Genomic DNA, 22,837 nt, shown 5'->3' with positions numbered 1-22,837 from the left:
ACGAGGATCACCTTGCCGTCGAGATCGAGGGAAGTGGGTGCGAACCGGCCCAAAAGCGGCGCTCCTGCAGGGGTCATGCGAATCTTCGCCGCACCATCGGCCCCCGGACGTAAAGAGAGCGCTAACCATGATGTGGCGTGCTGTCGCGCATGGAACGCCGCCGCCTACTCGCCCTCTCCCTGATCGCGGCCCTCGCGCCGGGGCTGGCGCTCGCCGCCGGGCCGGAGAAAAAGAAGGGCGGCGGGGTCAGCTTCATCCAGATCAGCACGCTGACCTCCACCGTCATCCGCCCGAACGGCCGGCGCGGGGTCCTGACGGTGGAGACCGGGATCGACGTGCCGGACGAGAAGCTGCGGGCCCGCGCCGAGCTCCTGATCCCCCGCCTGCGCGCGGCCTATGTCCAGTCGCTGCAGACCTACGCCTACGGCATGAACCCCAACGCCGCCCCCAACGCCGACCAGTTGGCGATCCAGCTGCAGCGTGAGACCGACCGCGTCATCGGCCAGAAGGGCGCCCGCCTGCTGCTGGGCACGATGCTGATGAACTGACCCTTTTCCCTCCCCTTCATGGGGAGGGAAAAAAGCTCACATCGCCGAGATGCCGCCGTCGAGCTTCATCTCCGCACCGGTCATGAACTTCGACTCTTCGCTGGCGAGATAGAGCACGGCGTTGGCGATGTCCTCGGGCTCGCCGATGTGTCCGATCGGGATCTGGCGGGCCAGCTTGCCCTCGGCGATCTCCTTGCCGAACCTCTGGCGCAGGGGGTCGAGGATGGGCGTGTCGATATAGGTCGGGTGGATGGAGTTCGAGCGAATCGCCAGGCCCTGCTTGGCGCAATGCAGGGCGATGCCCTTGCTCAGCAGCCAGACCGCGGCCTTGGACGCATTGTAGCTGGGCGAGTTATGGGCGGCGATCAGGCCCGCGATCGACGAGATGTTGACGATCGACCCGGGCTGGTTCTCGCGCATGTACTTCAGCGCGTGCTTGGTCCCGAGGAACACCGAGTCGACATTGACGCTCATCACCAGCTTCCAGTCTTCGAGACTGAGCTGCTCGATGTCGCCGCCCTTGCTGATCCCGGCGTTGTTCACCAGGACCGAGATGCCGCCCATGGCCGCGTCGGCTTCCTCAAGGGCGAAGATCCACTGCTCTTCCTTGGTGACGTCGAGGGGAAAGGCGAAGGCGGTCCCGGCGCCGTGGGCGGCGTTGATCTCGGCCGCCACCGTCTTGGCGCCCTCGTGATTGATGTCGGCGATGGAGACCTTGGCCCCCTCGTCGGCCAGCTTGCGCGCCATGGCCGCGCCCAGGCCCTGGGCTCCGCCGGTGATGAAGGCCTTCTTGCCCGCGACCCGTCCCGCCATCGTCGTCTCCCGCGTGTTGTTGTTACTTGCCGCCGGCCGCCGAGGCGGCCTCGTTCATGAAGGTCGCCAGGGTGACGTCTAGCGCGGTCACCCCGTCGGCGTCGTGGGTGGCCAGGGTGACGTCCACGCGGTTGTAGACATTGAACCACTCTGGATGATGGTCCAGCTGCTCGGCCCGGATCGCCACGCGGGTCATGAAACCGAAGGCGGCGTTGAAGTCGGCGAACTTGAAGCTGCGCTGGATGGCGTCGCGGTCGCCGGGAAGAGCCGCCCAACCCGGCAGGCTCGCCAGCGCCGCCTTGGCCCCGATCTTCACCGGCCGGCTCATGCCGGTTCCTCGTCGAAGATCAGGCCCGTGGCGGCCGACAGCTCGGCCAAGGTCTGATCGACATCCACCACCTTGATCGCCCGCATGCCCATGGCCGCGGCCGGTTTGCAGTTGATCCCCAGGTCGTCGAGATAGACGCAGTTGGCCGGGTCGACGCCGAGCGCGTCGCACATCATCAGGTAGATCATCGGATCGGGCTTGCGCACCCCGGCCTTTGAGCTCTCGATGATGTGGTCGAACAGCGGCATGATCTGACCCATGGCGCCCACCGGGCGCTGGGTCTCGTCGGCGCCAGGGCTGTGGTGGCTGACCATGTTGTTGGTGATGCAGCCGACCTTGAAGTGCTGCTTGCAGGCCTTCAGCGCCGCCACCATCCGCGGCCGCACCGAACCCGACAGCAGGGGCAGGACATGGCTGCCCGGCACCGGGTGGCCCAGCGCCGTGGACTCGGCCAGGAACAGCTCGTCGAAACCCTTGGTGTCGATCTCATTGCGCTCGAACAGCGCCCAGGCGTTGGTGTCTGGATTGGTGGAGTTGACCCTCCGGATCAGGTCCTTGGGCACGCCGTTCTCCGCCTCGTAGCGGGCGAAGGCCTCGAAGGGCGAGGAGGTGAACACCCCGCCGAAATCCCAGATCACCGCTTCGACCGCCATGAGTTCCAATCCGTCGTTTGAAATGCGGCGCGACGCTAGCGAGTCGGGGGCCAAAGTGGAAACCGGTTTTGCGGGAAGCTGGGTTCCCAGGCTAGAGAGCAATCATGCGCCCCACATTCTCCTTCATTCCCCGGCCGCTTCGCCTGGGCGTGTTCCTGCTCGCGGTCAGCGTCATCCTGTACCTGACCCTGGCGCCCACGCGGGACGTGCCTGGCGAGGGCATCATCTGGGACAAGGCGGCGCACGCCATCGCTTTCGGAACCCTGACCCTTATCGGCCTGCTGTTTTCCACCCGCCGGCGTTGGAAGGTGGTGGTCGCGGTCTGGAGTTTGGCGATCGGGATCGAGTTCGCCCAGGCGCTCATGCCGTTCGGCCGCCAGGGGGATTGGCGCGACGCCCTGGCCGACAGCGTGGGCGTGGCGCTGGGATTAACCCTCTGGGCGATCGCGCGTCGGTTCAAGCCGAAGCCGCTCGCCGGCGAAAACGTCGTTTGATTACAATCGAATATTCCTAATTATCGCGCCGCACGCGCGGTGGGTTCGCCCGTGGGGTGAAAGCCACAGCGTTAACGGGAATTGATCCGCATCCTTGGGCCAAGTCCTTGTAGCTGCCGGAAAATCCGCCATGCGTCTGCGTTCCATCCTGTCCGTCGCCGCCTTCGTGGCCCTCGCCGCCTGCGGCGAGACCGCCGAGCGTCCGAAGATCGCCTCGAAGGACGCCGCCGCCCCGCCGGCGGTGCAGACCGCCCTGCCCGCGGCGACGCCTGGGGCTCAAGGCGCGGCGACGCCGGGAGCTCCCGGAACGGCCGGCTGCTGCGCCTGCCCGACGCCGGCTCAGGTCGCCTCCTGCCCGCCGACCATGGCGCCCGAAAAGGCCGCGCCGGTGGCCAAGGCCCAGCATCGCGCCGCCGCCAAGCCTCAACGCAACGTCGTCGCCCGCGCCCCGGCCAAGGTGGAGCGCCGCTATGTCCGCGTCGAGCGCCCGGCCTATGCGCCCGCCCCGCCCAGGGAATACGCCCGCGTGGAGCGTCATGAGGACCACCGGATCGACGACCGCCAGGTCGAGCGGCGCGACTATGCCCGGGAGGACTACGAGCGCCGCGAGATGGCCCGCCGCGACGCCGAGCGCCGTGATCTGGAGCGTCGGGATTTCGCGCGTCGTGAATATGAACGCCAGGAATTCGCCCGTCATGAATTCGCTCGCCGCGACTTCGAACGTCGCGAGCTGGAGCGTCGCGACGTCGAGCGCCGGGAGATGGCCCGCCGCGATCATGAGCGGCGCGAGCACGCTCGGATCGAGGAAGAGCGTCGCATGGAGCTCGCCTGGCGCGAGGAACAGTCCCGTCGCGCCGCCCGCGCCTATGGCCAGGTTCGTCAAGAGCGTTACGAATCCTCGATCCGCTATTCGGAGCGTAGCAGCGGTTCATCCAGCGGCTATTCGTCCGGCGGCTACGCCACGGGCGGAACGGCCATCGGCTGCGGCGGCTGCGTGCGGCCGGCCGCCGGCCGCGACGCCCAGGGCTTCCTGACCTGGCCCGGTAAGCGCTAGGGGCCTTTTCGCGGGTCTCGGCGGCGCCTATCATCGCCCCTGGTTTCGGGGGTGCGTATGGCCAAGACGAAGGCGAAGACCGGTCAGGCGAAGCCTGCGCCGTCGATCTTTCTGGCGACGCCGGCCTATGGCGGCCTGGTCTATATCCACTACGTGCAGTCGCTGCTGGCGCTGCAGACCGCCTGCGTCGGGCGCGGCGTGCGGCTGCGCACGGAGATGATGGGCGGCGAGGCCCTGATCCAGCGGGGCCGCGCCCGAATGCTGGCCAAGTTCCTGAACGAGACCGACGCCAGCCACATCTTGTTCTGTGACGCCGACATCGGCTTCGCGCCCGACAACCTGTGGCGGCTGTTGAAGTCGGGCCACGACGTGGTGGCCGGCGTCGCCCCCGCCAAGATCTTGAACTGGGAGAAGGCGCGCCAGGCCGTCCTGGCCGGCGCCGTCGACCTGCAGACCGCCGCCCAGCAGTACGTGGTCCGCTTCCTGCCCACCCCCGACAATAGCGTTCAGGTCGAGGAGGGCTTCGCCCGCGTCGCCTATTGCGGAACCGGCTTCATGCTGATCAGCCGCAAGGCGGCCAAGACGGTGGTCGAGGCGCACCCCGAGCTCACGGCCAAGATGGGGGACATGGCCGAGGGTGGCGGCGACGCGGTGATGGTGTTCGACACCATGATCGAGCCCGCCACCGGGCAGTATCTGTCAGAGGACTACGCCTTCTGCCGCCGCTGGCGCGACCTGGGCGGCGAGATCTGGGTCGATCTGGAATCGCCGCTCACCCATGTGGGCGCGGGGACCTTCACCGGAGCGGCTATCCACGCCCTGCGCAAGGGCTGACCCGGTCGTTCAACCGATGAGTTGACAATTGGCTTCGCGCGCCGTTATTGAACTGAATGGTTCAACAAATAGCCGCCAGCATCGCCGAGCGCTTTCGCATCCTCGAAGGCCTGCTGCGTCAAGACCTCAAGGAGCTCCCCATGACCGACACCTCCGCGCCCGGCCACGTCATCTCCCCCGACGTGATCCGCTTCGAACGCAACCTGCCCGGCCCGATCAACCGGGTCTGGGCCTATGTCACCGACGGTGAGATGCGGGGCAAATGGTTCGCCTCCGGCGACTGGGACCTGCGCGTGGGCGGGCGGACGGAGCTCAATTTCGACCACGCCCAGCTCTCGCCCATCAAGGAGCCCCCGCCCCCCGGATTTGACGGCAAGGGCCATCAGTCGGTCGGCGAGATTCTGGCGATCGATCCTCCGCGTCTGGTGACGATCACCTTCGACGGCGGCTCGGAGGTCACCTTCGAGCTGGCCGAGCGCGGCGATGAGGTCCTGCTGAGTATCACGCACCGCAAGATCGCCAACCGCGCCGCCATGCTGAGCTACTCCGGCGGCTGGCATACGCACCTGGCGATCCTGGAGGCCCACGCCGCCGGCCGCACGCCGCCGCCGTTCTGGTCGACCTGGACCGGGCTGAAGGACCAGTACGAGACCCTCATCCCCTAGGCGCTGGCGGCGGTGAGCAGCAGACGGACATAGGCGGGGTCGCCATATCTGCGGTCTATTCGGCGGCTGACCGCTTGGGTCCTGGCGCGCCTTGGGCGAAGCTGGACACCTGTCAGGAGAACCGCGCGTGCTGAGCCCCGATCCGACGACCGTGCTGGAGCGCGTCCGCGCGGCCTGCCTCGCGCTGGCGGAGAGCGACGAGACCATCTCCCATGGCATCCCGGCGTTCCGGGTGGCCGGCAAGATGTTCGCCTACTTCCGCCACAACCATCACGGCGACGATATGACCGTGGTCTGCGTGAAGACGACGGGCCGCGACGAGCAGGAGCTGCTGATCGAGGCCGATCCCGACCTCTATAGCTGGCCGGCCTATCTGGGGCCGTCCGGATGGATCGCGCTCAACCTGGCCCCCGCCGACACCGACTGGACCCACGTCGCCGAGCGCCTGCGCACCAGCTGGCGCCTGGCCGCGCCGAAGCGGCTGCAGGTCGAAGTCTAGGAGATTTCAGAAACCCGCTGGCGCACCCGACACGATTCGAACGTGTGACCTTTGCCTTCGGAGGGCAACGCTCTATCCAGCTGAGCTACGGGTGCATATGCGCGGGAACGCTCCTCTAGCTGAAAGCGCGGGCGAGCGAAAGGGTCAGGCTCAGGCCGCCGCCTTGGACGTCAGCGACACGAAGACGTCCTCCAGGTCCGGGTCCTCGGTGGAGATGTCCCTGATGTGCAGGCCGGTGGCGCGCACGGCGGCCAGCACCTGTTCGACGCTGGACTGGCCAGTGCGGTACGTCACCGAGAAGGCGCCGCCCGGACGGGTCTTGGTCTCGAATCCCGCCAGCTCCGGCGCCACGGCCAGGGGCTCCTCGGGCGTGACGACCACGTTGCGGGTGTCCAGGCGCTTCAGCAGGGTCTCGGTGGACTCGCAGGCCACCACCTCGCCGCGGTTGACGATGGCGATCTGGTCGCAGAGTTCCTGGGCCTCTTCCAGATAGTGGGTGGTCAGCACGATGGTGACGCCCTTGCGGTTCAGCTCCAGCACATAGGACCAGAGCTGGCGGCGCAGCTCCACGTCCACCCCGGCGGTGGGCTCGTCCAGGATCAGCACCGGGGGATTGTGCACCATGGCCTTGGCCACCATCAGCCGGCGCTTCATGCCGCCCGAGAGCTGGCGCACGTAGGCGCCGGCCTTGTCGCCCAGGCCCAGCGCGTCGAGCAGCTCCATGGTCCGGCGCTCCTTGGCGGGCACGCCGTACATGCCGGCTTGGACCTCCAGGCTTTCGCGCGGGGTGAAGAAGGGATCTGCCGAGATCTCCTGCGGCACAACCCCGATGGCGGCGCGGGCGTCGCGCGGGCGCTCGTCGATATCGCGGTCCCAGATGCGCACCGTGCCCGAGGTTTTCTTGGTCAGGCCCGCCAAGGTGTTGATGAAGGTCGACTTCCCCGCCCCGTTCGGCCCCAGCAGCCCGAAGATCGAGCCGCGCGGGATCTTCAGGTCCAGCCCCTTCAGCGCGTGCATCTCCGCCGTGGTCTTGGTGGCCGGGTAGATCTTCACCAGGCCTTCGGCCTCGATCGCATAGTCAGGGAGTGTCATTGAAAGCGCCTAATTGACGGGCGAAGCCGTGGTCGCATACCTAGGCGCGCGCGGCGCATCCGCCAAGCTTCCGCCGCCGGAGATTCAACCTATGGCCCGCAAAGCCCCCGTTCCGAACCAAGGCCGCTCGTCAAAGCTCGAACCGATGCCCGCCAAGGGGGCGCTGACCGCGAACCTGCCGCCTTCGGAAACGATCGTGGTGCGCTCGGGCCGAGTGGCCTGCGACGGGGTCGGCGGCGCGCTGGGCCATCCCCGTGTCTGGCTGGAAATGGGCGAGGCGACCTTCGTCGAGTGCCCCTACTGCGACCGTCGATTCGTGTTGCCGGCCGGCTCCGAAGGCCCCGAGGACGAGCGCCTGGCGCCCGGTGTCTACGAAGGTCCGCACGGGCACTGATCCCGTCCGATTTCCGCGAGCGAGTCACGGCAGGGCTTCCTATATCGTCCTCCAGAAAACCCCTGGAGCGCCACCCCATGAGCCAGACCTTCCACGCCCTGCACGCCGGGCCTGAGATTCTTGTCCTGCCCAACGCCTGGGACGCCGCCAGCGCCGCCCTGATGGAGGACGCCGGCGCCAAGGCCGTGGCCACCTCCTCGGCCGCCGTCGCCTGGGCGCATGGCTACGCTGACGGCGACATCCTGCCGATCCCGACGCTGCTGGCGGCCATCGGCGAGATCGCCCGGGTGATCAAGGTCCCGCTCACCGCCGACATCGAGGGCGGCTATTCCGACGACCTGACGACCGTCGCCGAGACCATCAAGGGCGTCATCGGGGCCGGCGCCGTGGGGATCAATTTCGAGGACGGCGGGCGCGACCCCGACCTCCACGTCCGCAAGATCGAGACCGTGCGCAAGGCCGCCGCCGAGGCGGGGGTCGCCCTGTTCGTCAACGCCCGGATCGACGTCTATCTGCGCGGCCTGGCTCAGGGCGAGGCCGCCCTGGCCGAAACCCTGCGCCGCGCCGAGCTGTACAAGACGGCCGGCGCCGACGGCATCTTCGTGCCGGGCCCCGCCGACGATGACCTGCTGGCCACGCTGGCCAAGGAGATCGCCCTGCCCCTCAACGTCATGGGCCGTCCGGGCGTCTCCCCCGCGGCGCGCCTGCAGGCGTTAGGCGTGCGCCGACTGTCCTCCGCGACCGCCCCGTTCCGCGCGGCCTACGCGGCCCTCGCCAAGTCGGTCGAGGCCTACCTCGCCAGCGGCGACGCCGGCGCCCTGGCCCTGCTGGGCAAGGACCTTCCGGACCTCAACAAGCGCTTCGGCTAGCGACCGATTTCGACGATCTGGAAGTCGAACCGGTCATCGGCGACCTCCAGGCGGATGAAGGTCCCCGGCGCGCCGTCCTCCACGCCCGTGGGCAGGGTGGCGCTGCCGGGGTTGAGCACCATGCAGCCTGGGAACCACCCCGACTGGGGCACATGGGTCGAGGCGAACAGCAAGGCCGTGATCGCGCCCCCGAACAGCTCCCGGCACCTGGGACGGAAATTGTAGTCCGGGTTGAACGGATCGACCGAGTCGGCGAGGCCGGCGGCGACGGGATCGAACACGCAGCCCAGCCGGGTGCCGCCGAGCTGCAGGACGCGGACCTGTGGGGCGGTGCGCGGGTCGTCGCTGTCGTCCTGGCCGCGCACACCCAAAACCGGGGCGATCTGCGCCAGGCGGTCGAGACCGGCGGCCTCACCCATGTCGCCCAGGGTGACGATCAGGTCGACCCCGGCCAGGGCGTCGAGGATCTGAGGTGTCCAGTCCGGGCCGCCGCCGGGATGGATGTGGCAGTCGGCGAGGACCGCGACGATGACGGGTTGGGCCATGCCGGCAACCTAGCCCCAAGAACCTCGCTCGCGCACGCGCCATATTGCGATCTTGCGGATGACCGCGGCCTCCCTCGCGCCTATCTTCCCCCCATGACCGACACGCTCGACGCCCCCGCGACCCTGGACGACATCGCCCGCGAGCCCACCCAGGACGGACCGGCGGTCCGGCTCTATCTGGTGGACGGGTCGGGCTTCATCTTCCGCGCCTATCACGCCCTTCCGCCGCTGACGCGGAAGTCGGACGGCCTGCCGATCGGGGCCATCTCGGGCTTCTGCAACATGCTGTGGAAGCTGCTGGTCGACATGAAGGCCCAGGAGGAAGCGCCGACCCACCTGGCGGTGATATTCGATCACTCCGAGAAGACATTCCGCAACAAGCTGTACGACCAGTACAAGGCCCACCGGCCGCCGCCGCCCGAGGACCTGATCCCGCAGTTCCCGCTAATGCGCGACGCCACCCGGGCCTTCGGCGTGCCCTGCCTGGAACTGCCCGGCTACGAGGCCGACGACCTGATCGCGGCCTATGCCTGCAAGGTGCGCGACGCGGGCGGCGAGGTGGTGATCGTCTCGTCCGACAAGGATCTGATGCAGCTTGTCGGGCCCAGGGTGTCGATGCTGGACACCATGAAGAACCTGAAGATCGGCGCCGAGCAGGTGTTCGAGAAGTTCGGCGTGACGCCGGACAAGGTGGTCGACGTCCAGGCCCTGTGCGGCGACAGCGTCGACAACGTGCCGGGCGCTCCGGGCATCGGGGTCAAGACCGCGGCCCTGCTGATCAACGAGTACGGCGACCTGGACTCGGTCCTGGCCCGCGCCGGCGAGGTGAAGCAGGAAAAGCGCCGCCAGACCCTGATCGAGTTCGCCGACCAGATCCGGCTGTCGCGGGAACTGGTGCGGCTGGACTGCGACACCCCCCTGCCCTCGCCGGTCGACGAGCTGGCGGTGCGCGAGCCGGACGCCGCGACCCTGGCCAAGTTCCTGGAGGAGATGGAGTTCCGCACCCTGGCCCGCCGGGTGGCCGGAGGACCGGGAACCGCTCCGGCGGCGCAGGCGCCCCCGCCCCAGCCGGAAGCGGCCGATCACGGCCCCATCGACACCAACGCCTATGTCTGTATCCGCGACCTGGCCACCCTCGACGCCTGGATCGCCAAGGCCATGGCGGTGGGCGTGGTGGCCTTCGACACCGAGACCGACGCCCTGTCCTCGGCCAACGCCAACCTCTGCGGCGTGTCGCTGGCGCTGGCGCCCGGCGAGGCCTGCTACATCCCCGTGGGCCATGAGAACGAGGGTTCGGGCGGGCTTGAGTTCGAGACGCCGGAGCAGATCGAGCAGATCCCCTGTGAAGACGTCATGGCCCGGCTGAAGCCGCTGCTGGAGGACCCGTCGGTCCTGAAGGTGGCGCAGAATGCCAAGTACGACATCGCGGTGCTGTCGCGCTACGGGATCGACGTCGCGCCCATCGATGACACCATGCTGATCAGCTACGTGCTGGAGGCGGGCCTGCACAAGAGCCACGGCATGGACGAGCTGTCCAAGCGCTGGCTGGGCCACGAGCCCATCAAGTTCAAGGCGGTCACCGGGGCCGGCAAGGGACAGAAGAGCTTCAAGCACGTGCCCCTGGAGCCGGCCACCTGCTACGCCGCCGAGGACGCCGACGTCACCCTGCGGCTGTGGCTCTTGCTGCGGCCGCGTCTGGTCCGCGAAGGCCTGCTCACCGTCTACGAGACCTTGGAGCGCAAGCTGCCGACCGTGCTGGCCCAGATGGAGAACCACGGGATCAAGGTCGATCCCGAGCGGCTGCGCCAGCTTTCCAACGATTTCTCCGTGCGCATGGGCGAACTGGAGATAGAGGCGCACCGCCTGGCGGGCCGGCCGTTCAACCTGGGCAGCCCCAAGCAGATCGGCGACCTGCTGTTCCAGGAGATGGGCTTAAGCTCGGGCCGCATGACCGCCACCGGGGCTGCCTCCACCGACGCCTCGATGCTGGAGGACCTGGCGGCCAAGGGCCACGAACTGCCCCGCGTCCTGCTGGACTGGCGCCAGCTCTCCAAGTTGAAGGGCACCTATACGGACAACCTAATCCCGGCCATCGCCCCGCGGACGGGCCGCGTCCACACCTCCTATGCCCTGGCCTCGACCACGACGGGGCGGCTCTCGTCGTCGGACCCGAACCTGCAGAACATCCCCATCCGCACCGAGGAGGGCCGGCGCATCCGCAAGGCCTTCATCGCCGAGCCCGGCCATGTGCTGATCAGCGCCGACTACAGCCAGATCGAACTGCGGATCCTGGCCCATGTGGGCGATATCCCCCAGCTCAAGAAGGCGTTCTCCGAAGGCCTGGACATTCACGCGGCCACCGCCTCGGAAATGTTCGGCGTGCCCATCGAGGGCATGCCCGCCGAGACGCGCCGCCGCGCCAAGGCGATCAATTTCGGCATTGTCTACGGCATCTCCGCCTTCGGCCTCGCCAACCAGCTTTCCATCCCCCAGGACGAGGCCGGGGCCTATATCAAGACCTACTTCGAGCGCTTCCCCGGCATCCGCGCCTATATGGACCGCACCAAGCAGGCGGCCCGCACCCAAGGCTTTGTCACCACCGTCTTCGGGCGGAAGGTCAATATCCCGGCCGTGTTCTCCAAGTCCCAGGCCGAGCGCGCCTTCGGCGACCGCGCAGCCATCAACGCCCCGATCCAGGGTGCGGCGGCCGACGTCATCCGCCGCGCCATGATCCGCATGCCCGCCGCGCTCAAGGCCGAGGGTCTATCGGGCCGCATGCTGCTGCAGGTCCACGACGAACTGGTCTTCGAGGCGCCGGAGGCCGAGGCCGACACCCTGATCGCCGTGGCCAAGCGGGTCATGGAGCGCGCGGCCGAACCGGCGGTGGCGTTCAGCGTGCCATTGGTGGTGGAGGCCCGCGCCGCGCCCAACTGGGACGACGCGCACTAGTCCGGAACTCAGGCGCCGGGACCACGTTCGACAACGGTCCCGCTTGCAGGAGGCCGATCGTGACCGCCCATGCCCTCGCCAGCTACCGGCGCACCCTGCACGACCATCCCGTGGCCGCGGCCATCGAGCTGGTCTGTCGCGCGGGCTACGCGGCGCGCGGCTTCGTCTATGTGAGCATTGGCTTCATCGCGCTGCTGGCGGCGTTGGATCGCACGCCGCAGGCGGAAGGCGCCATGGGCGCGTTGGAGGCCTGGGCGGCCTGGCCGCTGGGCTTTGTACTGCTGTGGTTGACCGGCGCCGGCCTCTACGGCTTCGCCGCCTGGCGCGCCTTACAAGCTGTATTCGACGCTGATCGTCAGGGGCGGTCGTGGAAGGCCTTGGCCGCGCGGGCGGGCCAGGCCATCAGCGGGGTGGTCTACGCCTCTTTGGCGGTGTCGGTGTTCGGGTTGCTGGACGCCCTGGAGGACTTGCGGGAGATCGACGACCAGGCCGAGACCCGCCAAGATTTGGAGACCGCGCTTTCCATGCCCGGCGGAGAGTTGGCGATCATCATCGCCGGACTGTTCGTTCTTGGCGTGGGAATTGGCAACATCTGGCAGGCGGCGACCGATGACTTCTGCAAGCGGATGTCCTGCGACCGCGATCTGGCGCGCCGGGTCGGATTGCTCGGACGTTTCGGTTATATGGCGCGAGGTGTCGCCTTCCTTCCCGTCGGGGGCTTCTTGGTGATGGCCGGCCTGCATGCGCGTGGCACGGACAGCCAGGGCATGGGGGCCGCCCTGGAATCCCTGGAGAGCCAACCTTTCGGCGGCGCCATCCTCGCTCTGACGGCCTTGGGCCTGATGGCCTTCGGGCTTTTCGCCTTCGCCGAAGCGCGGTTCCGTCGCATGCGGGTCGAAGAGACGATCAAGGCCTAGGTCAGGGCGCGGAACGCCACATAGGCCGCGGTCAGCAAGACCAGAACCGCGAAGCTGCGACGGGCGACGTCCGCATGGCCCGCCAGACGCTGAGCGACCGGTGCGCCCGCCAAGGCCCCGAGGCCGCCGCCTGCCACCAGGCTCAGGAAGACAGGCCAGTTGATCAGGCCGGAAAGGCCATAGCTCGCGCTTGTCGCCCCCCCGAACAGGACAACGGAGACGAGGGATGAGGCCGCCGCGTTGGCCAGCGTCATGCCGGTGGCCGCCATGAGCCCCGGGACGATGAGGAAGCCGCCGCCGATCCCGAAGAAGCCTGCGGCCAAGCCGACGGCAAGACCCAACGGAGCCAGTTTGAGGGTTAGAGATGCGTTCAGGCGGACGGACGGATCGCCCTGTGTTTTCCGGGGCGCCAACATGGACAGGGCGACGAGGGCCATGGCGCCCGCGAACCAGACCAGCAGTTGGTCGCCGTCAATGAGCTTGGCGAGGTGCGCGCCAGCCAGTGAGCCGGCCAGGCCGGCGCCGCCGAACACCAGGGCGCACGGCCATTTCACCCTGCCGGCCCGGGCCTGGGTCGCCAGGCCGAGGGCGGCGTTGACGGCCACCGCGGCCGCCGACGTGCCGATCGCCACATGGGTGTCGGTGACGCCGACCACATAGATCAGCAAGGGCGTGGCGAGCACCGAGCCGCCGCCGCCGAACACCGACAGCAACAGGCCGATGACCGCGCCGCCCACGACGGCGAGGGCCAGGCTAAGGACCAGGGGATCCAAGGATTAGCCCCCCGCGACGCGGTTCCACGGCGCGAGGCTCAAGACCCGCGCCAGGCCGCAGAAGCCCGTGGCGCCGGCCATGAGCAGCCCCGCGCCAACGGCGCCCGACAGCCCGAAAAAGGCGGGGTGGGCGAGGTAGCCGAGCGCCACCCCCAGCAGGACCAGCGAACCCGCGCCGATCTGAACCTGCCGCATGATCTCCAGAGGAGCCTTGCGGTCCTCCTGAACCGGCAGGCCGGCGGCGGCCCAGGCGTCAACGCCGCCCTCAAGCAGGAAGGCGTCGCGGTCGAGGCCCGCGACCAGTCGTTCGCAGTTGGCCGCCGTCCGCATGCCGGACTTGCAGGCGAAGATCACGGTCTGGTCCGGTCGAGCCGCCAGTCGCGCGGCGTCGAAGCTGGAAAGCGGCCGCGACTGCGCGCCCTGGATGTGACGGCGGGCGAACTCGTCAGGCTCCCGGATGTCGATGAGCAGGGCGCGGCCGCGCCGCAGCAGATCAGCCACCTTGTCGGGGGCCAGGGTTTTGGTGGAGGGATGGGTCATCGGTCTTCTTCATGTCTGGAGGACAGAAGATCTCGGCGAGAGTCGCCACCACCTTGATCGCGGCGGGATCGTCGATCCGGTACCAGATGGTCTGGCCGTCGCGGCGGGTGGCCACGACGCCCTCCTCCCGCAGCACCGCCAGGTGCTGCGACAGGGCCGACTGGGAGAGGCCGACCAGGGGAAGCAGTTCCCCGACCGATCGCTCGCCGTCGGCGAGTTGGCACAGGATCATCAGACGCCGTTCGTTGCCCAGCGCGCGCAGAAGCTTTGCGGCCTCCGAGGCGCTGACCTCAAATCGGGTGATGTCGAAGTTCGCGAGATCGAACATGGGCCCATTATATTAGTTGATTCTAATTTAGCAATTGCTTATATTCATGTGGACGCCAGAGGAGGCGCCCATCATGACGCCCACCGTTCAGACCTTTTTCGACACAACGACCTCCACCGCCACCTATCTCGTCAGCGATCCGGCGACGCGGACCGCCGCCGTCATCGACCCGGTCCTCGATTTCGAACCCAAGGGCGCAGTGCTGTCCACCGCCTCGGCCAACGCGATCCTGGCGGCCGTCGCCGACCAGGGCTTGAACCTGGCCTATGTGCTGGAGACCCACGCCCATGCCGACCACCTGTCGGCGGCCGACTACATCCGGCGCGCGACGGGGGCGAAGGTGGTGATCGGCGCCCAGATCACCCAGGTCCAGAAGGCCTTCATTCCCCTCTTCGAGGCTCAGGACGTCAGCGCCGACGGCGCGGCGTTCGACCTCCTGCTGAACGAAGGCGACGAGTTGAGCCTTGGTGAGACCACGATCGGCGTCCTTCACACGCCCGGCCATACGCCGGCCTGCGTCACCTATCTGATCGGCGACGCTGCCTTCGTGGGCGACACCCTGTTCATGCCCGACTATGGCACCGCGCGGGCGGACTTCCCGGGCGGAGACGCCGCCACCCTCTACCGCTCGATCCGTAAGCTGATGGCCCTGCCCCCGGAGACCCGGATCTTCGTGGGCCATGACTACCTGCCGGCGGGACGCGACAACTTTCGTTGGCAGACAACCGTCGCCGAACAGCGGGCGGAGAACATCCATGTCCATGACGGCGTGGAGGAGGCGGCCTTCGTCCAGATGCGCGAGGCGCGAGACACCACCCTTGCGCCCCCGACACTGATCCTTCCCGCGCTGCAGGTGAACATCCGCGCCGGCGCCTTGCCCGCGCCGTCGTCCTCGGGACGGGTCTTCCTGAAACTTCCGGTGACGATGGCCTGACGCGAGCCGGCGCCATCCCCGAAGGGAACTCGGTCGTGGTTTGAGAGGTGAAAAGTTCCTGGTGGAGCCGAGCGGAGTCGAACCGCTGACCTCCTCATTGCGAACGAGGCGCTCTACCAACTGAGCTACGGCCCCAGGAGGGGCGGAATTAGGGGTGGGAGGGGCTGTCTGTCAAGCCGCAGAAGCGCGCGGCTTGCATGGCGCGGCGCGCCAGACGATACAGAGCCGTTCATTCCCTGCTGGAAACCTCGATGATCGCGCTGATCGGTTTTGTCTTTTACATCCTCGACGCCCTGTTGAGCCTGCTGGTGTTCGCGATGATCGCCAGCGCCATCCTGTCCTGGCTGGTGGCCTTCGACGTGATCAACCTGCGCAACCAGTTCGTCTATGGAATCGCCCGGTTCCTGGAGGCGGTGACGCGGCCCGTGTTGGCGCCGTTCCAGAAGATCATCCCGCCGCTGGGCAATGTCGACATCAGCCCGATCGTCGCCATCCTGGTGATCAGCGGCATCCAGCGCTATCTGCTGCCCGCGGCGCAGGCCGCCGTCTACGGACTCGTCGCCTAGGTCGGAGGGCGGCCTCTTGCCTCAGGGATAGGCCCGCTCGCCATGGTTGGCGAGATCGAGGCCGTCCTCCACCGCCTCGGCCGAGGCGCGCAGGCCGACCGTGCGACCGACCACGAAGACCAGCACCAGCGTGGCGACCGCCGACCAGGCGCAGACCGCCGCGACCCCGATGAGCTGGGTCAAGGCCTGGCCGCCCATGTCGACGCCCTCGGCATAGCCCGCCCCGCCTAGCGCCGGCGTCGCCAGCACAGCGACAAGCAGGGTTCCCAGGATGCCGCCCACCCCGTGGACCGCGAAGACGTCGAGGCTGTCGTCGACCTTGAGCCGGCTCTTCACGAAATCCACCGCCTGGTAGCAGACGAAACTGCCCGCGGCCCCGAGGATCACCCCGCCCAGCGGCCCCACGAACCCAGAGGCCGGGGTGACGGTGGCCAGGCCCGCCACGACGCCGGTGACGAGGCCCACCATGCTGGCGCGCTTATAGCGGGTCCACTCGATCAGGGCCCAGACCAGGCCCGCGGTCGCGGCCGACAGGTGGGTGGCGATCAGGGCCGAACCGGCCGCCCCGTCGGCGGCGAGCGCGCTGCCGGCGTTGAAGCCGTACCAGCCGACCCACAGCATGGCCGCGCCCATCATGGTCATGCCCGGATTGTGCGGCGGGGACAGGTCGCGCGGGAAGCCGTCGCGCGGGCCTAGGCGCCAGGCGATCAGCAGGGCCGAGACACCCGCCGTGGCGTGGACCACCAGGCCGCCCGCATAGTCCATGACTTTCATCGATGCCAGCCAGCCGCCGCCCCAGACCCAGTGGCAGACCGGCGCATAGACCAGGAGCAGCCACAGGCCGGAGAACAGCATGACGGCCGAGAACTTGATGCGCTCGACAAAGGCCCCGACGATCAGGGCCGGGGTGATGATGGCGAAGGTCATCTGGAAGCCGAAGAACACGCTCTCCGGCAGCACGCCCACGACAGCGTCGCGGCCCACCGAGGTCAGGGCGAACTTGGCGAGGTCGCCGACCAGCGGATGGCTACCCGAAAAGGCCAGGCTGTAGCCGCCGAACAGCCAGAGCACCGAGGCCAGGCACGCGATGGCCACGCAGTGCATCATCACCGACAGCACGTTCTTGGACCGCACCAAGCCCGCATAGAACAGCGCCAGGCCGGGCAAGGTCATGAACAGCACCAGCGCCGTGGCGCTGAGGATCCAGGCGGTGGCCGCGCCGTCGGCGGCGGCGGGCGCGGCGCCCTGGGCGAGGGCCGGCGTCGCGGTGAAGATCAGGGCGGTCAACGTGATCGCGCGCCACAGGTACGTCATGCCGCCTAGCCCCCAGAATCCGGTTCGACGACCCTGGCTACAGGACTATTCGCCCGATGTGCAGGCAGAAACGTGCGTGGGCGGCCCGAATCTTGGGCGCCGCGTCGGGCTCTAGAACTCTTCCCAGCTGTCCTGGCGCGCCACGACGGCCAAGCGCGCCGAGCCGCCCCTGGTGGGCGCATGCGCGCGGGCGCGGGGCGCCGGAGCCTGGACGGCGGGTTCGCCGTCGTGGGTGCGGAACTGGCCGATCAGCTTGGCGAGCTCCACCGCCTCGTTGGCGAGGGCGTGGCTGGCGGCGGTGGATTCCTCGACCATGGCGGCGTTCTGCTGGGTAACCTGGTCCATTTGGTTGATGGCGCTGTTGACCTGATGCAGGCCGGTGGCCTGCTCCTGGGCGCTGGAGGCGATCTCGGCGACGATGCCGTTGATCTCGGCCACCTGGCTGACGATCACCTGCAGGGCCTTGCCGGTCTCGGCCACCAGGGTCACCCCTTGGCCGACCTGTTCGCCGGAGGCGTGGATCAGGGCCTTGATTTCCTTGGCCGCCTGGGCCGATCGCTGGGCGAGCGCGCGGACCTCCGAGGCGACGACCGCGAAGCCGCGCCCGGCTTCCCCGGCTCGGGCGGCCTCGACCCCGGCGTTTAGGGCCAGCAGGTTGGTCTGGAAGGCGATCTCGTCGATGACGCCGATGATCTGCTCGATCTGACGCGAGGATCCCTCGATCTCGCCCATGGCGGCGGTGGCCTTGCGGACCACCTCGGCGCTCTCGGCGGCGTTGGTGCGGGCGGTCTCGACCACGCCGCGGGCGTGGGTGGCGCCCTCGGCGGTGCGGCGCACCGTGGCGGTGATCTCGTCCAGGGCCGCGGCGGTCTCTTCCAGGCTGGCGGCCTGTTGTTCGGTGCGGCGCGACAGGTCGTCGGCCGCGCGGCTGATCTCGTCGGCGCCTGAGCGCATGCTTGAGGTGGCGCCGACCGCGACGCCGATGGTGTTCTGCAATTGGCTCATGGCCACGTTGAAGTCGTGCTTCAGGGCCTCGTACTGGGGCGCGAAGGTCTCGCCCACTCGCGCTGTTAGGTCGCCGTGGGCGAGACGCGACAGGCCCTCGGCGAGGGTTGCGACCACCAGGGCCTGCTGTCGGCCGGCCTCGGCGCCTTCGCCCTCGACCCGCCGACGCTCCTGCTCCGCGGCGAGGTCCGAGGCGGCCTGGCCCGCGCGCACGGCGCGGCTTTCGGCGAGCACGTGCCGTAGGCCGTCCAGGGCGCGAGCGATCTCGCCCACCGCGTCGGTGGCTTGCACGCCCTGCACGGGCTTGTCGTAGACACCGGCGGAAAGCGTGCTCAAGGCGCCGGTGATCTCGGACAGGCGTCGACCGATGACCCGGCCGATGGTGACCGAGAGCATGACGATGACGGCGACGGCCAGGATCACCTCGCTGGCGACCAGCGCGACGCCGGTCACCTTCGCCGCGCGCAGCGCCGCCGTCAGCCCGGCGAGGACGCCGAACGAAACGCCCACAGCCAGCATCAGCTTCCAGGTAATCGACAGGCGAGCCAACATGGGGCGCGGTTCCTAGAACTCTAGAGGGTGGATCGCGATCGTCAGGCCGCCGCCGCGACCGCGGTGGCCTGGACTTCCGCCGGCAGGATGTGGTCGAGGGACAGCAGGGAGACGATGCCCGTATCGGTGGTCATGACGCCGGCCACATAGGTGGTGGATTCAATACTGCCGACGGACGGCGGCGGTTGGATGAGCCCCTCGGTGACGGTGAGGATGTCGGACACCGCGTCCACCACCAGGCCCATCTGGGCGTCGCCGATCTGGGCCACGACCACGACCGAGGAGGGGCCGGGTTCGGCCATGCCCAGGCCCAGGCGCGCGCCCAGATCGATGACCGGCTGGATCGCGCCGCGCAGGTTCATCATGCCCAGGACGTGGGGCGGGGCGTGGGGGAGCGGGGTCGCTGCCGTCCAACCCCTAATCTCGCGAACCGCCATGATGTCGATGGCGTAGGCCTGGTCGCCGATTCGAACCGAGATCAGTTCCGCCCCGGGCAACGGTATGCGTGAGGTCGAGATGTCCATCAGAACTCCTCCCAGCTATCGGCGGCCGAGGCCGGTTCGTGCTTCAACGCGGGCGCCGCCACGAGACGCATAGGCCTTTGCGCGCAAAGGCCTTGCCGCGGATGGCCCAGTGGATCCGCGCGCGGCGGCCTGGGGCGTCACCGCCCCGATGGTGAACTGTCCCATCAGGCGCGCGAGCTCGATCGCTTCGTTGGCGAGGGCGTGGCTGGCGGCGGTGGACTGTTCGACCATGGCCGCATTCTGCTGCGTAACCTGATCCATCTGATTAACGGCGGTGTTGACCTGTTGCAGTCCGACGGCCTGCTCCTGGGCGCTGGCGGCGATCTCGACCACCGAGGCGTTGATCTCGGCCACCTGCAGGGCGATCCGCTGCAGGGCCTTGCCGGTCTCGGCGACCAAGGCGACGCCCGAGCCCACCTGCGCCGACGAGGCGTTGATCAGGGCCTTGATCTCCTTGGCGGCTTCGGCCGAACGCTGGGCGAGCGCCCGGACTTCCGAGGCGACGACGGCGAAGCCGCGGCCGGCTTCACCGGCGCGGGCCGCCTCGACCCCGGCGTTGAGGGCCAGCAGGTTGGTCTGGAAGGCGATCTCGTCGATCACTCCGATGATCTGGCCGATCTGCTTGGAGGACCCCTCGATCTCGCCCATGGCCGCGGTGGCGCGGCTCACGATGACGGCGCTCTCCTCGGCGTCGGTGCGGGCGGTGGCCACCACGGCGCTGGCGTGGTTGGCGCCCTCGGCCGTCTTGCGGACCGTGGCGGTGATCTGGTCCAGAGCCGCGGCGGTCTCTTCCAGGCTGGCGGCCTGCTGCTCGGTGCGGCGCGACAGGTCGTCGGCCGCCGTCGAGATCTCGCCCGCGCCGGCCTGCATACTGGCGGTATTGCCGCTGATCACCGCCATGGTCTCCTGCAGGCGGTTCATGGCGGCGTTGAAGTCGGTCTTGAGCTGGGCGTAGTCGGCGGCGAAGGCCGCCTCGATGCGGAAGGTCAGGTCGCCGTCCGAAAGCCGCGACAGGCCCCGCGCCAGGGACTCGACAACGACGGCCTGTTCGCGGGCGGCCAGGGCGCGGGCCTCCTCGGCCGCGCGGCGCTCCGCCTCCGTGGCGGCGCGGGCCTGGGCGACCTCTCCCTCGACCCGCAACTTCTCGATGGCCGCGTCCTTGAACGCCAGGACCGCCTGGGCCATCTCGCCGACCTCGTCCTTGCGACCCAGGGCCGGCACGTCGACGGTGTTGTCGCCTGAAGCCAGCCTGCCCATGACGCGGGTCATGTCGCCGACAGGGGCAGCGATGGCGCGCGAAAGCAGCCACGCCATCAGGCAGGCGGCGGCCAGCGCGCCCAGGCTGCCGAGGATCAGGGTCAGCTTGGCCTGGCCGATGGCGGCCTGCTGAGTCTCCCAGCGAGACGTCACCAACTCATTCTGCGCCTTCGTCAGCTCGCCCTGCGCGTCGCGGACCTTGGAGAGCCGCACCGTTCCCACCATGGCGCGGGCCTGCTCGAGAGTGGCCGGATCACGGGCCAGGGCGATGACGCCGTCGTTCTCGATCCGCCATTGCGCCACGATCTCCTTGAGGCGGTCCGCGCGGTCCTTCTGCGCGGGCTGACTGGTGCGCTCTCGGAAGTCGGCGATGTGCTTGTCGAGCGCCGCGCCGTTCTTCTCGTAGTTTTCGAGGAACGTGGCGTCGCCCGTCGCCGCAAATCCGCGCATGGCGTTCTGTTGTTCGACGGCGGTGGCCAACATCCCGGCCACGTCCTGGCTGTTCTGATAACTGACGTTGTTCTTGCGCGCGGCCTCCAGGGTCGTGTTTAAGCTCATGAACAACGCACCCGCCGACAGGGTGAACACCGCGAGGATCACGGCGAAGGCCGCGATCAACTTTGTCGATATGCGCGCGTTACTGAAGTTCATGGAAGGGCCTCGCAAGTAGATTTGAGGCATTCACTAGCCACGCAACGCTTCAGCTTGATTAATGGCGCTTAATGAACGGCCGACAAATTGTCGCATCCTGATGCTTAGACTTTGACTGCTGTCGAGACGTCGCGATTCGGTCTGGTATTACTGATTTATGATGCTCGAAATTGGGTATGGCTGAGAGGCGAGCTCTGGTCATACCTGAGTCAGACCGGCGTGGACGCAGCCAGTTGCCAGCCCCGCCCCAGGTCGCTCCAATGGTAGGGCGACCGCGTCAGGACCCCGCCATGCACGACACATCCCCGAGCGATCTTGGCCTCGAGATCGAACGCGCACGCAGGGTCGTGGTGTTCACCGGGGCCGGCATCTCCACGGAGTCCGGCGTGCCGGATTTCCGCAGCCCTGGCGGGGTGTGGAGCCGGATGACGCCGATCTCCTTCCAGGACTTCGTCGGCGACGAGACCCGTCGGCGCGAGGCCTGGACCCGGACCTTCTCCGGCGCCGCCCGCTGGACCGGGGCCAAGCCAAACGCCGGCCACGCCGCGGTGGCGCGGCTGGTGGCGCGAGGCAAGGTCACGGCCGTCATCACCCAGAACGTCGACAACCTGCACCACGACTCCGGCGTCCCGGCGGACAAGATCGTCGAGCTGCACGGCAACGCCCACTATGCCCGCTGCCTGGCCTGCGGCCTGCGTCATGAGTTCGAAGACTTCCGCGCGAGCTTCCTGGATGGGGGCGAGATCCCGGTCTGCCGCGAGTGCGGCGGCCTGGTGAAGTCGGCGACCATATCTTTTGGCCAGGCCATGCCAGCGGAACAGATGGCCCGGGCCGAGGCCGCGACGCTGGATTGCGACCTGTTCGTAGTGCTGGGCTCGTCCCTGGTGGTCTATCCGGCGGCGAGCTTCCCGCTGCTGGCCAAGCGCAACGGCGCGCGCCTCGTCATCGTCAACCGCGAACCGACCGACCAGGACGACTATGCCGACCTCGTGCTGCACGACGAGATCGGCCAGGTCATGAGTGCGCTCTAGGCGGCGCGCCGGGCGAGCGGGTCGTCTGTTCCCGTGCGGAACTGCGCGACCAGGACGGCGAGCTCCTTGGCCTCATGGGCTAGGGCGTGGCTTGCTGCAGTGGATTCCTCGACCATGGCGGCGTTCTGCTGGGTCACCTGATCCATGTGATTGACCGCGGTGTTCACCTGCTGGAGCCCGGTGGCCTGCTCCTGGGCGCTGGCGGCGATCTCGGCGACGATGCCGTTGATCTCGGCGACCTGGGTCACGATGCTCTCCAGCGCCTTGCCGGTGGCGGCCACCAGATCCACGCCCACGCCCACCTGGTCCGAGGAGGCGGTGATCAGGGCCTTGATCTCCTTGGCGGCTTCGGCCGAACGCTGGGCGAGCGCGCGGACCTCCGAGGCGACGACCGCGAAGCCCTTGCCTGCCTCGCCGGCCCGGGCCGCCTCGACCCCGGCGTTCAGAGCCAGCAGGTTGGTCTGGAAGGCGATCTCGTCGATCACCCCGATGATCTGGCCGATCTGTTTGGACGACCCCTCGATCTCGTCCATGGCCGAAGTGGCGCGGCGCACCACATCGGCGCCCTCGGCGGCGTCTGAACGGGCGGTTTCCACCACCTTGCGGGCGTGGGTTGCGCCCTCGGCCGTCCTGCGGACCGTGGCGGTGATCTCGTCCAGGGCCGCGGCGGTCTCTTCCAGGCTGGCGGCCTGCTGCTCGGTGCGACGC

26 protein-coding genes and 2 tRNA genes are annotated in these 22,837 nt (G+C 68.5%); 13 read left to right on the top strand and 15 right to left on the bottom strand.

Annotation, left to right across the window (positions count from 1 at the left end; all coding sequences use genetic code 11):
• Nucleotides 1–137: 137 nt before the first annotated feature.
• Nucleotides 138–548, top strand: a complete 411-nt coding sequence (locus tag RMO04_RS02395; protein WP_309643194.1) for a Tat pathway signal protein — start codon at nucleotides 138–140, stop codon at nucleotides 546–548.
• A 36-nt stretch (nucleotides 549–584) separates the two neighbouring features.
• On the opposite strand, the gene RMO04_RS02390 is transcribed toward RMO04_RS02395, so the two are convergent.
• From RMO04_RS02390 to RMO04_RS02380, 3 genes are read right to left on the bottom strand one after another with little or no spacing between them, the layout of a single operon-like run.
• A complete protein-coding gene (locus RMO04_RS02390) occupies nucleotides 585–1,361 on the bottom strand; it encodes an SDR family oxidoreductase (RefSeq protein ID WP_309643193.1) in 777 nt (258 codons plus the stop codon).
• 22 nt (nucleotides 1,362–1,383) lie between these two features.
• Nucleotides 1,384–1,689 carry a 4a-hydroxytetrahydrobiopterin dehydratase gene (locus RMO04_RS02385; RefSeq protein WP_309643192.1) on the bottom strand — a complete coding sequence of 102 codons (306 nt, stop codon included), beginning with the start codon at nucleotides 1,687–1,689 and terminating at the stop codon, nucleotides 1,384–1,386.
• A complete protein-coding gene (locus tag RMO04_RS02380; RefSeq protein WP_309643191.1) occupies nucleotides 1,686–2,342 on the bottom strand; it encodes an HAD-IA family hydrolase in 657 nt (218 codons plus the stop codon). The genes RMO04_RS02385 and RMO04_RS02380 overlap by 4 nt, the downstream gene beginning before the upstream one ends.
• Nucleotides 2,343–2,446: 104 nt before the next feature.
• Between RMO04_RS02380 and RMO04_RS02375 the strand changes: the two genes are divergently transcribed.
• From RMO04_RS02375 to RMO04_RS02355, 5 genes are all read left to right on the top strand, one after another.
• The gene (locus RMO04_RS02375; RefSeq protein ID WP_309643190.1) at nucleotides 2,447–2,836 is read left to right on the top strand and encodes a VanZ family protein; all 390 of its coding nucleotides are present in this window, start codon (nucleotides 2,447–2,449) and stop codon (nucleotides 2,834–2,836) included.
• A 130-nt stretch (nucleotides 2,837–2,966) separates the two neighbouring features.
• Entirely contained in the window at nucleotides 2,967–3,890 is a 924-nt protein-coding gene (locus RMO04_RS02370; RefSeq protein WP_309643189.1) for a hypothetical protein, read from the top strand.
• A 57-nt stretch (nucleotides 3,891–3,947) separates the two neighbouring features.
• Nucleotides 3,948–4,724 (top strand): hypothetical protein, encoded by a 777-nt coding sequence (locus RMO04_RS02365; protein ID WP_309643188.1) that lies wholly within the window; start codon nucleotides 3,948–3,950, stop codon nucleotides 4,722–4,724.
• Nucleotides 4,725–4,864: 140 nt separating this feature from the next.
• Entirely contained in the window at nucleotides 4,865–5,389 is a 525-nt protein-coding gene (locus RMO04_RS02360; protein WP_309643187.1) for an SRPBCC family protein, read from the top strand.
• Nucleotides 5,390–5,516: 127 nt separating this feature from the next.
• Entirely contained in the window at nucleotides 5,517–5,888 is a 372-nt protein-coding gene (locus RMO04_RS02355) for an MmcQ/YjbR family DNA-binding protein (protein WP_309643186.1), read from the top strand.
• Between the two features lie 18 nt (nucleotides 5,889–5,906).
• On the opposite strand, the gene RMO04_RS02350 is transcribed toward RMO04_RS02355, so the two are convergent.
• Nucleotides 5,907–5,983, bottom strand: a tRNA-Arg gene (locus tag RMO04_RS02350).
• Nucleotides 5,984–6,038: 55 nt separating this feature from the next.
• Nucleotides 6,039–6,980, bottom strand: a complete 942-nt coding sequence (locus RMO04_RS02345) for an ABC transporter ATP-binding protein (protein ID WP_309643185.1) — start codon at nucleotides 6,978–6,980, stop codon at nucleotides 6,039–6,041.
• Nucleotides 6,981–7,125: 145 nt separating this feature from the next.
• Between RMO04_RS02345 and RMO04_RS02340 the strand changes: the two genes are divergently transcribed.
• Nucleotides 7,126–7,374 (top strand): zinc-finger domain-containing protein, encoded by a 249-nt coding sequence (locus RMO04_RS02340; protein ID WP_309643196.1) that lies wholly within the window; start codon nucleotides 7,126–7,128, stop codon nucleotides 7,372–7,374.
• A gap of 77 nt (nucleotides 7,375–7,451) precedes the next feature.
• Nucleotides 7,452–8,243, top strand: a complete 792-nt coding sequence (locus tag RMO04_RS02335; RefSeq protein WP_309643184.1) for an isocitrate lyase/phosphoenolpyruvate mutase family protein — start codon at nucleotides 7,452–7,454, stop codon at nucleotides 8,241–8,243.
• On the opposite strand, the gene RMO04_RS02330 is transcribed toward RMO04_RS02335, so the two are convergent.
• On the bottom strand, nucleotides 8,240–8,788 hold the full coding sequence (locus RMO04_RS02330) for a metallophosphoesterase family protein (protein WP_309643183.1): 549 nt from the start codon (nucleotides 8,786–8,788) through the stop codon (nucleotides 8,240–8,242). The genes RMO04_RS02335 and RMO04_RS02330 overlap by 4 nt on opposite strands.
• Nucleotides 8,789–8,881: 93 nt before the next feature.
• Here RMO04_RS02330 and polA point away from each other — a divergent pair, with 93 nt between their 5' ends.
• Together polA and RMO04_RS02320 are read left to right on the top strand one after the other, a co-directional pair.
• Nucleotides 8,882–11,737 (top strand): DNA polymerase I, encoded by a 2,856-nt coding sequence (polA, locus tag RMO04_RS02325; RefSeq protein WP_309643182.1) that lies wholly within the window; start codon nucleotides 8,882–8,884, stop codon nucleotides 11,735–11,737.
• Between the two features lie 59 nt (nucleotides 11,738–11,796).
• Nucleotides 11,797–12,654, top strand: a complete 858-nt coding sequence (locus RMO04_RS02320) for a DUF1206 domain-containing protein (RefSeq protein WP_309643181.1) — start codon at nucleotides 11,797–11,799, stop codon at nucleotides 12,652–12,654.
• Here the strand turns inward: RMO04_RS02320 and RMO04_RS02315 are convergent.
• Genes RMO04_RS02315 through RMO04_RS02305 form a run of 3 tightly spaced genes read right to left on the bottom strand, consistent with a single transcriptional unit; the run spans nucleotide 12,651 to nucleotide 14,295 of the window.
• Nucleotides 12,651–13,418, bottom strand: coding sequence for a sulfite exporter TauE/SafE family protein (locus RMO04_RS02315; RefSeq protein ID WP_309643195.1), 768 nt, complete (start codon nucleotides 13,416–13,418; stop codon nucleotides 12,651–12,653). The two genes, RMO04_RS02320 and RMO04_RS02315, sit on opposite strands and share 4 nt — an antisense overlap.
• Nucleotides 13,419–13,430: 12 nt before the next feature.
• On the bottom strand, nucleotides 13,431–13,967 hold the full coding sequence (locus RMO04_RS02310; protein WP_309643180.1) for a rhodanese family protein: 537 nt from the start codon (nucleotides 13,965–13,967) through the stop codon (nucleotides 13,431–13,433).
• A complete protein-coding gene (locus RMO04_RS02305; protein ID WP_309643179.1) occupies nucleotides 13,921–14,295 on the bottom strand; it encodes a metalloregulator ArsR/SmtB family transcription factor in 375 nt (124 codons plus the stop codon). The genes RMO04_RS02310 and RMO04_RS02305 overlap by 47 nt, the downstream gene beginning before the upstream one ends.
• A gap of 73 nt (nucleotides 14,296–14,368) precedes the next feature.
• On the opposite strand from RMO04_RS02305, the gene RMO04_RS02300 reads away from it, so the two are divergent.
• On the top strand, nucleotides 14,369–15,229 hold the full coding sequence (locus RMO04_RS02300; RefSeq protein WP_309643178.1) for an MBL fold metallo-hydrolase: 861 nt from the start codon (nucleotides 14,369–14,371) through the stop codon (nucleotides 15,227–15,229).
• Between the two features lie 59 nt (nucleotides 15,230–15,288).
• Here RMO04_RS02300 and RMO04_RS02295 read toward each other — a convergent pair.
• Nucleotides 15,289–15,364, bottom strand: a tRNA-Ala gene (locus tag RMO04_RS02295).
• 116 nt (nucleotides 15,365–15,480) lie between these two features.
• Here RMO04_RS02295 and RMO04_RS02290 point away from each other — a divergent pair.
• A complete protein-coding gene (locus RMO04_RS02290; protein WP_309643177.1) occupies nucleotides 15,481–15,795 on the top strand; it encodes a YggT family protein in 315 nt (104 codons plus the stop codon).
• Between the two features lie 21 nt (nucleotides 15,796–15,816).
• Here RMO04_RS02290 and RMO04_RS02285 read toward each other — a convergent pair whose 3' ends face one another.
• From RMO04_RS02285 to RMO04_RS02270, 4 genes are all read right to left on the bottom strand, one after another.
• Entirely contained in the window at nucleotides 15,817–17,109 is a 1,293-nt protein-coding gene (locus RMO04_RS02285; protein ID WP_309643176.1) for an ammonium transporter, read from the bottom strand.
• A gap of 111 nt (nucleotides 17,110–17,220) precedes the next feature.
• Nucleotides 17,221–18,666, bottom strand: a complete 1,446-nt coding sequence (locus tag RMO04_RS02280; RefSeq protein ID WP_309643175.1) for a methyl-accepting chemotaxis protein — start codon at nucleotides 18,664–18,666, stop codon at nucleotides 17,221–17,223.
• A 41-nt stretch (nucleotides 18,667–18,707) separates the two neighbouring features.
• Nucleotides 18,708–19,190 carry a chemotaxis protein CheW gene (locus tag RMO04_RS02275; protein ID WP_309643174.1) on the bottom strand — a complete coding sequence of 161 codons (483 nt, stop codon included), beginning with the start codon at nucleotides 19,188–19,190 and terminating at the stop codon, nucleotides 18,708–18,710.
• Nucleotides 19,191–19,205: 15 nt separating this feature from the next.
• On the bottom strand, nucleotides 19,206–21,098 hold the full coding sequence (locus RMO04_RS02270) for a methyl-accepting chemotaxis protein (protein ID WP_309643173.1): 1,893 nt from the start codon (nucleotides 21,096–21,098) through the stop codon (nucleotides 19,206–19,208).
• Nucleotides 21,099–21,388: 290 nt separating this feature from the next.
• On the opposite strand from RMO04_RS02270, the gene RMO04_RS02265 reads away from it, so the two are divergent.
• Nucleotides 21,389–22,129 carry a Sir2 family NAD-dependent protein deacetylase gene (locus RMO04_RS02265; RefSeq protein WP_309643172.1) on the top strand — a complete coding sequence of 247 codons (741 nt, stop codon included), beginning with the start codon at nucleotides 21,389–21,391 and terminating at the stop codon, nucleotides 22,127–22,129.
• Here RMO04_RS02265 and RMO04_RS02260 read toward each other — a convergent pair.
• Nucleotides 22,126–22,837, bottom strand: a 712-nt coding sequence (locus RMO04_RS02260; RefSeq protein WP_309643171.1) for a methyl-accepting chemotaxis protein, incomplete at its 5' end; no start/stop codon positions are given. The two genes, RMO04_RS02265 and RMO04_RS02260, sit on opposite strands and share 4 nt — an antisense overlap.

The sequence above is a fragment of the Phenylobacterium sp. genome, from assembly GCF_031412415.1.
In the GTDB taxonomy this organism is placed as follows: Bacteria; Pseudomonadota; Alphaproteobacteria; order Caulobacterales; family Caulobacteraceae; genus Phenylobacterium.
This window is presented reverse-complemented; position numbering and strand designations above follow the sequence as displayed.